This window comes from Streptomyces sp. NBC_01520, assembly GCF_045040375.1.
Classification (GTDB): Bacteria; Actinomycetota; Actinomycetes; order Streptomycetales; family Streptomycetaceae; genus Streptomyces.
This window is the reverse complement of record NZ_CP109404.1, coordinates 2,239,700-2,253,178: the sequence shown is the minus strand read 5'-3', so window position 1 is coordinate 2,253,178 and position 13,479 is coordinate 2,239,700. Positions and strand designations below refer to the sequence as shown.

Annotated in this window: 9 protein-coding genes and 2 pseudogenes; 8 read left to right on the top strand and 3 right to left on the bottom strand. The window is 69.9% G+C overall.

Annotated elements, in window-relative coordinates; genetic code table 11:
* Positions 1-184: 184 nt before the first annotated feature.
* The 4 genes from OG524_RS10230 (at position 185) to OG524_RS10215 (ending at position 3,196) form a co-directional block, all read left to right on the top strand.
* A complete protein-coding gene (locus OG524_RS10230; RefSeq protein WP_405391251.1) occupies positions 185-1,078 on the top strand; it encodes a helix-turn-helix domain-containing protein in 894 nt (297 codons plus the stop codon).
* Between the two features lie 16 nt (positions 1,079-1,094).
* The gene (locus tag OG524_RS10225) at positions 1,095-2,006 is read left to right on the top strand and encodes a hypothetical protein (protein ID WP_405809914.1); all 912 of its coding nucleotides are present in this window, start codon (positions 1,095-1,097) and stop codon (positions 2,004-2,006) included.
* A 325-nt stretch (positions 2,007-2,331) separates the two neighbouring features.
* Complete coding sequence (locus OG524_RS10220; RefSeq protein WP_405391253.1) at positions 2,332-2,808, top strand: hypothetical protein; 477 nt, start codon at positions 2,332-2,334, stop codon at positions 2,806-2,808.
* A 16-nt stretch (positions 2,809-2,824) separates the two neighbouring features.
* Positions 2,825-3,196, top strand: coding sequence for a hypothetical protein (locus OG524_RS10215; RefSeq protein ID WP_405391254.1), 372 nt, complete (start codon positions 2,825-2,827; stop codon positions 3,194-3,196).
* Here the strand turns inward: OG524_RS10215 and OG524_RS10210 are convergent.
* Positions 3,175-3,663 (bottom strand): MarR family winged helix-turn-helix transcriptional regulator, encoded by a 489-nt coding sequence (locus OG524_RS10210; protein WP_405809912.1) that lies wholly within the window; start codon positions 3,661-3,663, stop codon positions 3,175-3,177. The genes OG524_RS10215 and OG524_RS10210 overlap by 22 nt on opposite strands.
* Positions 3,660-3,953 (bottom strand): annotated as a pseudogene (locus OG524_RS10205) (MarR family transcriptional regulator); the annotation flags it as partial. The pseudogene OG524_RS10205 and the gene OG524_RS10210, both read right to left, overlap by 4 nt.
* A gap of 484 nt (positions 3,954-4,437) precedes the next feature.
* Here OG524_RS10205 and OG524_RS10200 point away from each other — a divergent pair.
* From OG524_RS10200 to OG524_RS10185, 4 genes and pseudogenes are all read left to right on the top strand, one after another.
* Entirely contained in the window at positions 4,438-6,165 is a 1,728-nt protein-coding gene (locus OG524_RS10200) for a carbohydrate-binding module family 20 domain-containing protein (protein ID WP_405809910.1), read from the top strand.
* Positions 6,166-6,262: 97 nt separating this feature from the next.
* Complete coding sequence (gene pulA / locus OG524_RS10195) at positions 6,263-11,569, top strand: pullulanase-type alpha-1,6-glucosidase (RefSeq protein ID WP_405809908.1); 5,307 nt, start codon at positions 6,263-6,265, stop codon at positions 11,567-11,569.
* A 192-nt stretch (positions 11,570-11,761) separates the two neighbouring features.
* Positions 11,762-12,281, top strand: a pseudogene (locus OG524_RS10190) (regulator); the annotation flags it as partial.
* A 97-nt stretch (positions 12,282-12,378) separates the two neighbouring features.
* Positions 12,379-12,729, top strand: coding sequence for a 5-carboxymethyl-2-hydroxymuconate Delta-isomerase (locus OG524_RS10185; RefSeq protein ID WP_405391258.1), 351 nt, complete (start codon positions 12,379-12,381; stop codon positions 12,727-12,729).
* 3 nt (positions 12,730-12,732) lie between these two features.
* Here OG524_RS10185 and OG524_RS10180 read toward each other — a convergent pair whose 3' ends face one another.
* Positions 12,733-13,458, bottom strand: coding sequence for a TetR/AcrR family transcriptional regulator (locus OG524_RS10180; RefSeq protein WP_405391259.1), 726 nt, complete (start codon positions 13,456-13,458; stop codon positions 12,733-12,735).
* Positions 13,459-13,479 lie beyond the last annotated feature (21 nt).

The following is a 13,479-nucleotide window of genomic DNA, read 5'->3' as shown; positions in this document are numbered from 1 at the left end:
CCCCACCCAACCCGCCCCAATGCGCGCTTCGTCACTCACTCGGGTGACATAAGGCAACTCAGCTGGATTTGGCATGTGTTGCCGGGCATATGCTCGCCCCGACCGCCACCGACATGCGACGGCCCCCGACGGGACGGACATCCCGATCGAGGGCCTGACCACCGAGGAAGCAAGGACCTTCCCGATGGGTACCCAGCAGATTACCGCGCCTCCGTGCGCCCAGCCCGCTGTATCCGGCGTCAGCCACGTCAACGTCCGGCACACCGCAGGCTTCACCGTCATCGGCAACCACCTCGCCCAGCATCGTGGCCTCTCGCTCGTCGCGGTCGGCCTGGCCGTGCACATCCAGTCGCTGCCGGCCGGAGCGGGGATCGGCATCAAGCGGCTCGCCGAACGCTTCCCGGAGAGCGAGACCCGTATCGCCGCCGCCCTGAGGGAGTTGGAGGCGGCCGGTTATCTGCACCGCAGCCGAGTACGCCTCGCCGACGGCCGCATCGTGACGCGTACGGTCTCGTACAACCAGCCGGGCGCGGACACTCCCGCCGTCAGGACCACTCAGCCCCGGGTCGCGCGCAGCACGGTTGAGCCCGCCCCGCCGACGCCGACTTCCGCCCCGCAGCCCGCCACCGTGCTCGTGCCGCCCCCGACCGCCCGCGCGGCCTCGCCCGCACCGCTTCCGCAGCCGCAGGCGCTCACCCCGGAGCTCCAGCGCACGGCCGTCGCGCTCCTGGCCGATCTGTGGCGGCATGCACCCCAACTCATGCTGTCCGAGGCGGACATCAGCGTGCTCACGCCGGGCATCGTCATTTGGCTCGAACGCGAGGCCCACCCCGACGCCGTCCGGAACGCACTCACCGCCGACCTGCCCGTCCCGCTCAAGCACCCGGCCAAGCTCCTGCGGCACCGCATCACCGCCCTGCTCCCGCCGCCGCTGCCCGGCACGCACGAGCTGGAGGCCGCACGCCCCGGCGCGATCGTCATCCCGCTCCAGAACTGCGACCGCTGCGACCGCGCCTTTCGTTCGCGGCACCCCGGCCACTGCCGCGACTGCCGCACCGACCTGCCCACAGCCGCCTGATCCCGAACGGAAACCCATGGTCAGCGCACCGCACGAAGCGATGCACCGCATCTTCCAGGAATACCCGGGCCTCTTCTCCCAGCTGTCCGACGTCCTCGGGCTCCCATTGCCGCCACTCGTGTCGGCGGAGATCCTGACCGTCGACCTCACCGAGAACGAGCCGCTCGAACGGCGCGTCGACACCCTCCTGCGCATCAGGACGGAGAACGACGGCCCTTTCCTGCTCGTCGTCGAAGCCCAGGGCAAGCAGGACCCCGGCAAAACAGCCAGCTGGCCGTACTACGTCACCTACCTCAACAACAAATACCGGATTCCGGTCCTTCTCCTCGTGGTCTGCCAGGACCACGCGACCGCCGCATGGGCCGCCCGTCCTCTCACGATCGGCCTACCGCAATGGCCGACCGTGACCACCCGCCCCCTCGTGGCGGGGCCGCACAACATGCCCGTCATCACGAACGTGGCCGAAGCCCGGAAGGACCTTGCGCTCGCCACACTCTCGGCGATCACACACGCTGACAATCCGGACGTCGATGCGATACTGAAGACGATGTCCGTCGCTCTGCGCGACGCACCGGAATCGATCGTTGAACCACTCGTCGAATTCATCGCACAAGGGCTGGGCAACCGCCCTGCCGCGCAACAGTGGAGGAACCTGGTGGCCGTGGATCTCTCCTTCTACACCTCGCCGCTCTCCGAGGAAATCCGCGACGAAGGCCGCGCACAAGGCCGCGCACAAGGTCGAGCCCAGGGCCGAGCCGAGTCTGTCTTGCTCCTGCTCGGTGCACGCGGCGTCGCGATCAGCGACCGGACGCGCGAAAAGATCAGGACATGCACCGATCCGGAACTTCTGGGCCAATGGCTGGTCCGCGCAGCCGTAGCCGCCACAGGTGACGAGATCTTCCGCGAGGATCTCTCTGCCGACCGGTAACACTTCATTCCGATGCCGTTTGCCCGTGCGTGAGCAAGGGCGTGCGGAAGGTTGCGCAGAGAGCATCCTGATCATCCTCGGCGCACGCGGTATCGATGTCACCGACGCAACTCGCGAGAGGATCACCACTTGCCGTGACCCGGAACTCGGAAGTCTCGCGCCGTTGGTTGATGCGCGCACTCGTCGCCGCCACAGCAGATGAAATCTTCAGCGAGGAGCCGTCCGCCGATGAGCAACGGGACTCGGTCCTGGGGATGTGACTCCGGACAGAGGCGGTGATCCGAGGCGCATATGGTGATCCTTTCGACGACTCGGCGGGGGCGCCATGGAGATCACCGTCCAGTGGATACGGACGTCCTGGACGAAGGAGTCCCGGGGCGGGGAGGGCGCCTCGCGCAGGAACGCGGCCCCGGTCGGCTTCGCTCTCCCGCCTCCCGAGACGGTCACCTCCGCACACGTGATCCGGATGCATGAGCGTGATGGCTTCGAGCCCTACGACGCCCAGGCGGACCGCAGCACAGTCGATGTGCAGCTACGGGAGGCCGACGGGCGACTGCGGGTCCTCCCACGGGTCCAGCCCTTGTTCGCCCTGCCGCCCAGGCCCCGACGGCCCCCGGCGGTGCGGCTCGTCCCCGGCCAGTGGGTGCGCTGGCAGCTCAACTACCGCTTCAGCAGTGCCATGGGGATCCGGGGCTGGTCGTACTGGCTGGACACCTTCAACATCGCCTACGGCCCGGTGCGCACCGATGTGTTCCTGTCCGCGCCCACCACGTTCATCGACGAGCAAGGACCGCTCCGATAGTCATGATCGTGCGCGGATGAACCACCTCGGTGACGCGAACCTGCGGACCTGGACGCTGCGCTTCATGGCACTCCTCGCTGCCGACGCCCCGGACCAGCTCGCCTGGCTGCGCGAGCGTGAGCTGGAGACGAAGGACGTCGTCGACGAGTTGGAGCTCATCTGCCAGATCGCGGAAGGGCTCGCGGAGCGCGGAGCCTTCGAGCCCCAGGACCTGCGCTCTTTCCGGGCCATAGGCCGTCGCCTCGGCGAGATCGATGCCGCCTGCCGGACCGGTCGCCGGGTCGACGCCCTGTGTGCGGATCCGGTGTGGGGCGAGATGCGTCAGCTCGCCCGCCAGGTCCTCCTCACGACGCTGGGCGACTGGCGTCAGCCACTGCCGCGCCCCTGAGCGGCACCGGGAGGTCGGACGGTCAGCGCCGCAAGCTCCGCATCGGCGCGCTCGGTGACCAGGGCGAGGACGCGTCCGGCGGCGGCCAGGTCCTCGGCGGGCAGCCCGCCCCAGATGCGGGCGCTGATGGGAGCTGTCTCCGCGCCGACGACGGCGAGCAGCTCGCGCCCTGCGTCAGTGGGGCGAAGGTGCGCGCCGTCCGCATCGAGCAGTTGCTCGGCGAGCAACTCGTCGAGGGTGGCGCGGATGTCGGCCGGATCGGCCTTGAGGAAGCCCTGGACCTGGGCGACGAGATCGCCCGGCGTCTGCGGGGCGTCGGTGGTGATGGCCGCGCGCAGGACGATCTGCTGCTGGAACGTGGCGCCGTGCCGGGCCAGGACGTGCTCCAAGACGCCGCGGGCGGCGTAGTGGGCCAGGCCGAGGGCGCGGGCGTCGGCGACGGGTCCGGTGGTGGACGTAGTGGTCATGGTGTTGTCCCCTGAGTGCTCTCGTCGTTCGGTACGGATGGAGCGATGGGCACATCGAGCAGGGTCGTCAACTCGTCGGTGAACGCGCGCGTCCGCGGGGCTTCGAGGCCGCCGAGAGGCTCCAGCAACTGCTGAAGCAGTTCCTGGACCACCACGCTGGCCCGCTGCACGACGGCCTGTCCCTGCTCGGTGGGGGCGAGTTGTACGGCGCGCGGGTCCCGGGGATCGCGGGTGCGTTCGATCAGGCCGCCGGACTCCAGGGCGCGCGCCGGCTTCGAGACGTACAGCGCCCCCCAACTGGCGTCGTTGGGAGGTTGCGGACAGAAAACGGCCCGATTCGGAGGGCCGGGCTGTCCGCAGCCTCCCGGTGACGGTGCCGCCGGAGAGGCCCCGGCGTCGGCCCGGGATGGGCCGGCGGGGAAGCGACGTCGGGGCCTCTCCTCGGCGTGACCGGCCCGGCCGGACGGGCGCGTGGGGCCCGGCGTACCGGGACCCCCGGCCGGCCGGGCCGGAGTCGGGATGAATTTAACAGCTTCGCAATATCTTGCGAAAGGCTTTGCAGGAAGAAATCTCCAAGATTTCGCGGATGTGAGCGGGATGTAATCGCGTCATGTCCAGGGGGTTGACCGGGGCAGGTCAGGATCGTACGGTCTGCCGCACACGAAGTTTTGCATCCTTGCTGCAAGAACCTTCATGAGCCTTGACGGCACGGCGCGTTGCCACGTGAGGCTGCTCCGCCATCCCCGCACCTTCCCCCACCGCAGGAGGAACGTCATGGCACGCAGACCCCTGTCTGCCACGCTCGCCCTGGTCATGGGCTCCGCCGCTCTCGTCATCCCCACCGGGCTCGGCGCCGCAGGTACCGCCCAAGCCGCCCCGCCCGGCGAGAAGGACGTCACCGCGGTGATGTTCGAGTGGAAGTTCGACTCCGTGGCCAAGGCCTGCACGGACAGCCTCGGTCCGGCCGGCTACGGCTTCGTCCAGGTCTCGCCGCCCCAGGAGCACATTCAGGGGGCTCAGTGGTGGACCTCCTACCAGCCGGTCAGCTACAGGATCGCCGGCAGGCTCGGCGACCGTACGGCCTTCGCGAACATGGTCAGCACCTGTCACGGCGCGGGCGTCAAGGTCATAGCCGACTCGGTCATCAACCACATGTCGGCCGGTTCCGGCACCGGCACGGGCGGCTCCTCGTACAGCAAGTACGACTACCCGGGCACCTATTCGGTCAGTGACATGAACGACTGCCAGTCGCAGATCAGCAACTACGGCGACCGGGGCAACATCCAGAACTGCGAACTGGTCGGCCTGGCCGACCTGGACACCGGCGAGGACTACGTGCGCGGCCGGATCGCGGCGTACCTCAACGACCTGCTCTCCCTCGGAGTCGACGGCTTCCGCATCGACGCCGCCAAGCACATGCCGGCCGGAGACCTCTCCAACATCAAGTCCCGGCTGAGCAACACGGGCGTCTACTGGAAGCACGAGGCGATCTACGGAGCGGGCGAGGCCGTATCGCCCTCCGAGTACCTCGGCAGCGGCGACGTCCAGGAGTTCCGCTACGGCCGCGGCCTCAAGCAGGTCTTCAACAACGAGAACCTCGCCAACCTGAAGAACTTCGGTGAGGGCTGGGGCTTCATGGAGTCGGGCAAGTCGGCGGTCTTCGTCGACAACCACGACACGGAGCGCGGCGGCGACACCCTGAACTACAAGGACGGCGCCAACTACACCCTGGCGAGCGTCTTCATGCTGGCCTACCCCTACGGTTCCCCGGACGTCCACTCCGGATACGAGTGGTCCGACAAGGACGCGGGCCCGCCCAGCGGTGGCCAGGTGAACGCCTGCTACAGCGACGGCTGGAAGTGCCAGCACGCCTGGCGCGAGATCTCCTCCATGGTCGGCTTCCGCAACGCCGCCCGCGGTCAGGGCGTCTCGAACTGGTGGGACAACGGCGGCGACCAGATCGCGTTCGGACGCGGCGCCAAGGCGTACGTCGCGATCAACCACGAGGGCTCCTCGCTGACCCGCACGTTCCAGACGTCGCTGCCCGCCGGTGACTACTGCGACGTCCAGTCCGGCAACGGCGTCACCGTCAACGGCTCGGGGCAGTTCACCGCCAGCCTCGGTTCCAACACGGCCGTCGCGCTGCACGTCAACGCCCGTACGTGTGCCGGCGGCGGCACCTCCGACCCGGACCCGGGAACCGGCCGGTCCGGTGCCTCCTTCGGCGTCAACGCCACCACCCAGCCCGGCCAGAACATCTACGTCACCGGCAGCCAGGCCGCCCTCGGCAGCTGGGACCCGGCAAGCGCGCTGAAGCTCGACCCGGCGACGTACCCCGTCTGGAAGCTCGACGTCAGCCTGCCCGCAGGTACGGCGTTCGAGTACAAGTACCTCCGCAAGGACGCGAGCGGCAACGTCACCTGGGAGAGCGGCGCCAACCGCACCGCCACCGTGCCGGCCTCCGGCAAGGTCACGCTGACCGCCGACGTCTGGCGCAGCTGACCGCACCGTTCGGCGGGCCGGGGACGCGCGGCGGTGCGTCCCCGGCCCGCACCCGCTCCACCAGGACCCACCCCTGAAAGTCGAGGAGAACCCGCCCGTGTCCCGAACCACCCTCCGGCGGGGGGCCGTTGCCGCACTGTGCGCGGCGCTGCTGCCCGTCGTCCCGGCGGCCTCAGCGGCTGCCTCACCCAGACCCCCGTCGCCGCCCTCGGACGCCAAGCTCGCCAGGGAGCCGGCCCGGCACGACCTGACCCGTGAGCAGTTCTACTTCGTGCTGCCCGACCGCTTCGCCAACGGCGACACCTCCAACGACCGCGGCGGGCTGACCGGCTCACGGCTGGAGACGGGCTACGACCCCACGGACAAGGGCTTCTACCAGGGCGGTGACCTCAAGGGGCTCACCGACAGGCTCGACTACATCAAGGGCCTCGGCACCACCGCCATCTGGCTCGCCCCGATCTTCAAGAACCGGCCGGTCCAGGGCACCGGGGACAACGCGTCGGCCGGCTACCACGGCTACTGGGTCACCGACTTCACCCAGGTGGACCCGCACTTCGGTACCAACGCCGACCTGACGAAGCTGATCGACAAGGCCCACGGCAAGGGCATGAAGGTCTTCTTCGACGTCATCACCAACCACACCGCCGACACCGTCGACTACACCGAGAAGAAGTACGGGTACAAGCCCAAGGGCGCCTTCCCGTACCTCGACGAGGACGGCCGGCCCTTCGACGACACCGAGGGCGTCGAGGAGGTGGACGCCGACTCCTTCCCGTACACCCCGGTGAACGCCGGCAAGAAGGTCCCGTCCTGGCTCAACGACACCACGATGTACCACAACCGGGGCGATTCGACCTACGCGGGCGAGTCCACCGAGTACGGCGACTTCTCTGGTCTCGACGATCTGTGGACCGAGCGTCCCGAGGTCGTCGACGGCATGGAGAAGATCTACGAGAAATGGGTCCGCGACTTCGACATCGACGGCTTCCGCATCGACACCGTCAAGCACGTCGACCTCGACTTCTGGACCCGGTGGGCCACCGCGCTCGACGACTACGCGGCGAAGCGCGGCCGCGACGACTTCTTCATGTTCGGCGAGGTCTTCTCCGCCGACACCGCCATCACCTCGCCCTACGTCACCCGGGGCCGGCTCGACGCCACCCTCGACTTCCCCTTCCAGGAAGCCGCCCGCCAGTACGCCTCCCAGGGTGCTCCCGCCTCGAAGCTCGCCGCGGTCTACGGTGACGACTACCGCTACACCACGGACAAGGCCAACGCCTACGAGCAGGTGACGTTCCTCGGCAGCCACGACATCGGCCGCTTCGGCGCGTTCCTGAAGCAGGACAACCCGAAGGCCGACGACGCCGAACTCGTCGACCGTGCCCGCCTGGCCAACGAGCTGATGTTCCTCGGCCGCGGCAACCCGGTGATCTACGCGGGTGACGAGCAGGGCTTCACCGGAGCGGGCGGCGACAAGGACGCCCGCCAGACGCTCTTCGCCTCGAAGACCCCCGACTACCTCGACGACGACCAGCTGGGCACCGACCGCACGCACGCCTCCGACGCGTACGACACGAAGCACCCGCTGTACCGGTCCATAGCGGACCTCGCCGAGCTCACCCGCGACCACCCGGCCCTGCTCGACGGCACCCAGACCGAGCGGTACGCGGAAGGCTCCGTCCACGCCTACTCGCGCACGGACACCAAGCGCCCGTACGAGTACGTCGTCGCCACAAACAACGGCACCGGCCCGAAGACCGTCGAGGTAGCCACCGAGTCCGCCGACATGAACTTCCGTACTCTGTACGGCGGTTCGGGCGCCGTCCGCAGCGGCTCGGACAAGAAGGTCAAGGTCACGGTGCCCGCGCTCTCCAGCGTCGTGCTCCGCGCCGACAAGACGGTCGACAGCCCCGCCACCAAGCCCTCCGTCACCCTGAAGGCCCCGGCCGCCGGAGCCACCGGCACCGTCGAGATCACCGCGGACGTGGACGGCGGCGGGCTCAACCGGGTCGTGTTCGCCGCGCAGACCGGCAACGGCAAGTGGCGCACCCTCGGCTCCGCCGACCACGCCCCCTACAAGGTCACCCAGCACCTGGACGCCTCGGTGAAGGCCGGGACCCCGCTGCGCTACAAGGCCGTGGTCGTCGACCGCGCCGGCCGCACCGCGAGCACCCTCGCCTCGACCACCGCGGGGCAGGCACCGCCGGCCCCGCGGCCCGTCGCCGTCGAACGCGACCACGCCGTCGTCCACTACAAGCGCGCGGACGGCGACTACGAGGGCTGGCAGCTGAAGTCAGGGGACAGGACCGCCGACTTCGTCGGGCGGGACGCCTACGGCGCCTTCGCCTGGATCGACCTCGCCGAAGGCGCCTCCTCCGTCCCCTACACCGTCGAGAAGGACGGCACCGCAGACGGCCCCGAGCGCACCGTCGACCTCGCGACGACCGGCCAGGTCTGGGTCGAGCAGGGCAAGGACGGACAGGCCACCGAGGCACCCGAGACCCCGCCGCAGGACACCTCCAAGGCCGTCCTGCACTACCACCGCGCCGACGGGAACTACGACGGCTGGGGCCTGCACACCTGGACCGGGGCCGCAGCGCCCACGGACTGGGCGAAGCCCCTGCTGCCCGTGAGGACCGACGCCTACGGTGCCACCTTCGAGGTGCCGCTCACCGACGGCGCCACCTCGCTCAGCTACATCCTGCACAAGGGCGACGAGAAGGACCTCCCCAGCGACCAGTCCCTGGACATCGCCTCGTACGGGCACGAGGTCTGGATGCTCGGCGGGAAGTCCGGCTACCTGCTGCCCCAGACCGGCGGCGCGCCCACGCCCGACCTCACCAAGGCCGAGGCCCAGTGGATCGACGCGAACACCGTCGTCTGGAAGGTGAAGGCCACCGACGCCACCAGCCAGCAGCTCGTGTACGCGAGGAACGGCGGGATCTCCGTCGTCGACGGCGCCCTGTCCGACGAGGGCCGGTGGCTCCGGCTCGGCACCACCGAGCTCACCGACGCGCAGAAGGCGAAGTACCCGCACCTCAAGGACTACCCGGCGTTCACCGTCGACACCCGCGACCGGGACAGGGTCAAGGAGTCGCTGCGCGGCCAGCTGATCGCCACCCAGCGCGCCGCCAACGGCGCCCTGCTCGCCGCCACCGGGGTGCAGACCGCCGGAATCCTGGACAGCCTGTACGGGAACGCCGCGAGCGGTGCCGATCTCGGTCCGGTGTTCCGCAAGGGCAGCCCCACGCTCTCCGTCTGGGCACCCACCGCCCGTGACGTCGCGCTCGAACTCGACGGGAAGACCGTCCCGATGCGCCGCGACGACCGCACCGGCGTCTGGTCGGTCACCGGGAAGAAGAGCTGGAACGGCAAGCCCTATCGCTACGCCGTGGACGTCTGGGCGCCCACCGTCCAGAAGACCGTCACCAACAAGGTCACCGACCCCTACTCCACCGCCCTGACCGCCGACTCCGCACGCAGCCTCGTCGTCGACCTCGACGACCCGAAGCTCGCCCCGCGCGGCTGGTCCGGCCTGAAGAAGCCCGCCGCGACCCCGCTGCGCGACGCACAGATCCAGGAACTCCACGTCCGCGACTTCTCGATCACGGACAAGACCTCGCGGCACCCCGGTGAGTACCTGGCCTTCACCGACACCCGCTCCGACGGGATGAAGCACCTCAAGGAGCTCGCCGGCTCCGGCACCGGCTACGTCCACCTGCTGCCCGCCTTCGACATCGGGACGATCCCCGAGAAGAAGCCCGGTCAGCAGGCACCCGCCTGCGACCTCTCCGTCCACGCCCCCGACTCCGAGGAGCAGCAGGCCTGCGTCGCGAAGGCCGCGGCCAAGGACGGCTTCAACTGGGGCTACGACCCGCTGCACTACACGGTGCCCGAGGGCTCGTACGCCTCCGACCCCGACGGCACCAAGCGCACCGTCGAGTTCCGTCAGATGGTGCAGGGCCTCAACGGCGCCGGGCTGCGGACCGTCATGGACGTCGTCTACAACCACACCGTCGCCTCCGGCCAGGACGACAAGTCCGTGCTCGACAGGATCGTGCCCGGCTACTACCAGCGGCTCCTGGAGGACGGCACCGTCGCCACCTCCACCTGCTGCGCCAACACCGCGCCCGAGAACACCATGATGGGCAAGCTCGTCGTCGACTCGATCGTCACCTGGGCCAAGGAGTACAAGGTCGACGGCTTCCGCTTCGACCTGATGGGACACCACCCCAAGGCGAACATCCTCGCGGTCCGTGAGGCCCTCGACGAGCTGACCGTCGCCAAGGACGGCGTCGACGGCAAGAAGATCATCCTCTACGGCGAGGGCTGGAACTTCGGCGAGATCGCCGACGACGCCCGCTTCGTCCAGGCCACCCAGAAGAACATGGCCGGCACCGGCATCGCGACCTTCTCCGACCGGGCCCGCGACGCGGCGCGCGGCGGCAGCCCCTTCGACGAGGACCCCCGGATCCAGGGCTTCGCCTCCGGCCTCTACACCGACCCCAACACCTCGCCCGCCAATGGCACCGAGGCCGAGCAGAAGGCCCGCCTCCTCCACTACCAGGACCTGATCAAGGTCGGTCTCACCGGCAACCTCGCCGACTACACCTTCACCGACACCCAGGGCCGCGAGGTCAAGGGCTCGGCCGTCGACTACAACGGCGCCCCCGCCGGCTACGCGGCGGTGCCCGGCGACGCGCTCGCCTACGCCGACGCCCACGACAACGAAACCCTCTACGACACCCTCGCGTTCAAGCTTCCGGTGGGCACCACGGCCGACGAGCGGGCCCGCATGCAGGTCCTGGCGATGGCGACCTCCGTACTCTCGCAGGGCCCGTCGCTCTCCCAGGCCGGCACCGACCTGCTCCGCTCCAAGTCGCTCGACCGCAACTCCTACGACAGCGGCGACTGGTTCAACGCCCTGCACTGGGACTGCCGCAAGGGCAACGGCTTCGGCCGCGGGCTGCCGCCGGCCGCCGACAACAAGGACAAGTGGTCCTACGCGAAGCCGCTACTGACCGCCCCCGCGCTCACCCCTGGGTGTGCGCAGATCACGGGCGCGTCCGCCGCGTACCAGGACCTCCTCACCATCCGCACCACCGAGAAGGACTTCGCCCTCGCCACCACGGAACAGGTCCAGGACACCCTGTCCTTCCCGCTCTCCGGCAAGGAGGAGACACCCGGGGTGATCACCATGCGGCTGGGCAGGCTCGTCGTCGTCATGAACGCCACCCCCGGCACCGAGAGCCAGAGCGTTCCCGGGCTCGCCGGAAAGAACTACGCCCTGCACCCCGTCCAGGCGGCGGGCGCGGACCTTACGGTCAAGAAGGCCTCGTACGAAGGGAAATCGGGCAGCTTCACCGTCCCGGGACGCACGGTCGCCGTGTTCTCGCCGCGCTGACCCCTGTCGGGCTACGGTGATCGCAGACGTCGGCGATGGAGCCGAAACAGCTGGGCGCCGTGCGCGTACGTCCTGTCCACACCGGCCGGTCACGGCTCCGTACCCCCATGGGGGACCGGAGCCGGGGCCGGCCGGTCCTGGCAGCGGGGGCGGCCGGGCGGGTGCTCCGGCGCACCGAGGCGGCGTCCGTCACACCGGCTGCGCTGCCACCTCATCTCCGTCTTCGCCCTCACCGGGCCGGGCAGGCTCACCGAGGCGGCGCAGGGCGCCGCGGTCCTGCGCAGCGCCCTGCGAGAGCCGGGGCGAACACTGGACACGTTCGTACGCCGACCACCAACTGGCCCTGATCGCGCTCCTCCAGGGCCGCGCACGGACGTCCGTCGCGCACGCCCGGTCGATGCCGGCCGGCAGGCACCTCCTGCGCGACAGCTTCGGCATCGCCCTCGGTCCGGACGTCCTCGCGGCCAAGCCGGCCGCCCAGGGCGAGGGAATCCGGGCCGCCCGGGTGTACGGCACCGGGCACGCGTACTGGCGCACGGCCGGCCACCCCCAGCGCGGCACCACCGAACTGGGCCCGGTGCGTGAGGCCTGCGAACGCCGGGCACGCGCCCTCGCCGGCGACGCGGCCTGCCGGCGCGCCTTCGAACGGGGACAGGCCGACACGGCGGAGGCGGGGCTCGCCTCGGCACTCGGCGCCGGACCGCGCGGCTGAGCGGACGCGGGTCCCGGCCGGTACTCCCTTGTGCCGTCGCGCCGATCAGGAAAGGCTGAGGCCGGACACCGCACCCACCCGCATCCAGGAGCGCTTGATGCCGTATATCACCGTCGACTACTCCGCCGAGCTCGACGACAGCTTCGACCGCCGTGGCTTCGCCCTCGCCCTGCACCCGCTGGTCGCCGAGACCGTCACCACGAAGATCCCGAACTGCAAGACCAGGTTCCGGCGGGTCGACGAGTCCGTCGTCGGGGACGCCCCGACGGGCGACGCGATCGTGCACATCTCGATCGCCCTGCTGCCCGGACGCACCCCGCAGGTCAAGGAGCGGCTGACCGAGTCCGTCCTGGAGCTGCTGGCCGGCCATCTGAAGCCCGTCGACGACCTCGTCGTCCACACCTACGCCGAGACCAGGGACCTCGACCCGTCCGGACGCAAGCGGTAGGGCCTACGGCAGCCGCTGCACCGGGACGGCCGGTGCGGCGGACGCCAGGGCGGAGAGCCGCGCGAGCAGTTCACCGAACGGGCCGTCCGCCGGTTCCTGCACGAAGACCCGCAGCATGATTCCGGCCGTCTCCTGGTCGTACGCGGCACTCACCGAGGCCAGCGCGGCGAAGTCGTGGACCAGCTGCAGCTCCAGCTCGGCGCGCGGGATACGGCGCTGCCCCTCCAGCCAGAGCTGGGCCGTCGACTCGGCCAGCGACACCCAGGACCGGACGACGAGCTCCAGCCGGGCGGGCGGCGACGCCACCCCGAGGTGCGCGACGATCTGCTCGTACGCGGTCCGGCGCACCCCGTCGATCAGGGCGTTGGCCGTGGACGAGCCACCTGCCGGGCCGCCCCGCAGCAGCGCCGCGAAACCGGGACCGTGCTGCTCGACGAAGTCGAAGTACCGCCCCATCACCCGCAACAGCCTTGCTCCCAGGGGCCCTTCGTGCGCCTCCAGGAAACGCCCGGCCAGATCATCGGCGGCCCGGCCCAGCGCCGCCTCGTACAGACTCTGCTTCCCCGGGAAGTAGTGGTAGACGAGCGGACGCGAGATACCGGCCGCGGTCGCGATCTCGTCGATCGACACGTCGTCGGGCGAACGGTGGCTGAACAGCTCCAGGGCGACGCCGATCAGCTGCTGCCTGCGCTCGGCGACGCCCATCCTGCGCCGTACACCGGTCGTCATACCCCCAGCCTAACGGGAGCG

What these genes read in the sequence shown, in the direction of transcription:
- OG524_RS10225 (WP_405809914.1), top strand. Translation starts at nt 1,095, where the DNA reads ATGGTCAGCGCACCGCACGAAGCGATGCACCGCATCTTCCAGGAATAC.
- OG524_RS10185 (WP_405391258.1), top strand. Translation starts at nt 12,379, where the DNA reads ATGCCGTATATCACCGTCGACTACTCCGCCGAGCTCGACGACAGCTTC.
- OG524_RS10220 (WP_405391253.1), top strand. Translation starts at nt 2,332, where the DNA reads ATGGAGATCACCGTCCAGTGGATACGGACGTCCTGGACGAAGGAGTCC.
- OG524_RS10210 (WP_405809912.1), bottom strand. Translation starts at nt 3,663, where the DNA reads ATGACCACTACGTCCACCACCGGACCCGTCGCCGACGCCCGCGCCCTC.
- OG524_RS10180 (WP_405391259.1), bottom strand. Translation starts at nt 13,458, where the DNA reads ATGACGACCGGTGTACGGCGCAGGATGGGCGTCGCCGAGCGCAGGCAG.
- OG524_RS10215 (WP_405391254.1), top strand. Translation starts at nt 2,825, where the DNA reads ATGAACCACCTCGGTGACGCGAACCTGCGGACCTGGACGCTGCGCTTC.
- OG524_RS10200 (WP_405809910.1), top strand. Translation starts at nt 4,438, where the DNA reads ATGGCACGCAGACCCCTGTCTGCCACGCTCGCCCTGGTCATGGGCTCC.
- OG524_RS10230 (WP_405391251.1), top strand. Translation starts at nt 185, where the DNA reads ATGGGTACCCAGCAGATTACCGCGCCTCCGTGCGCCCAGCCCGCTGTA.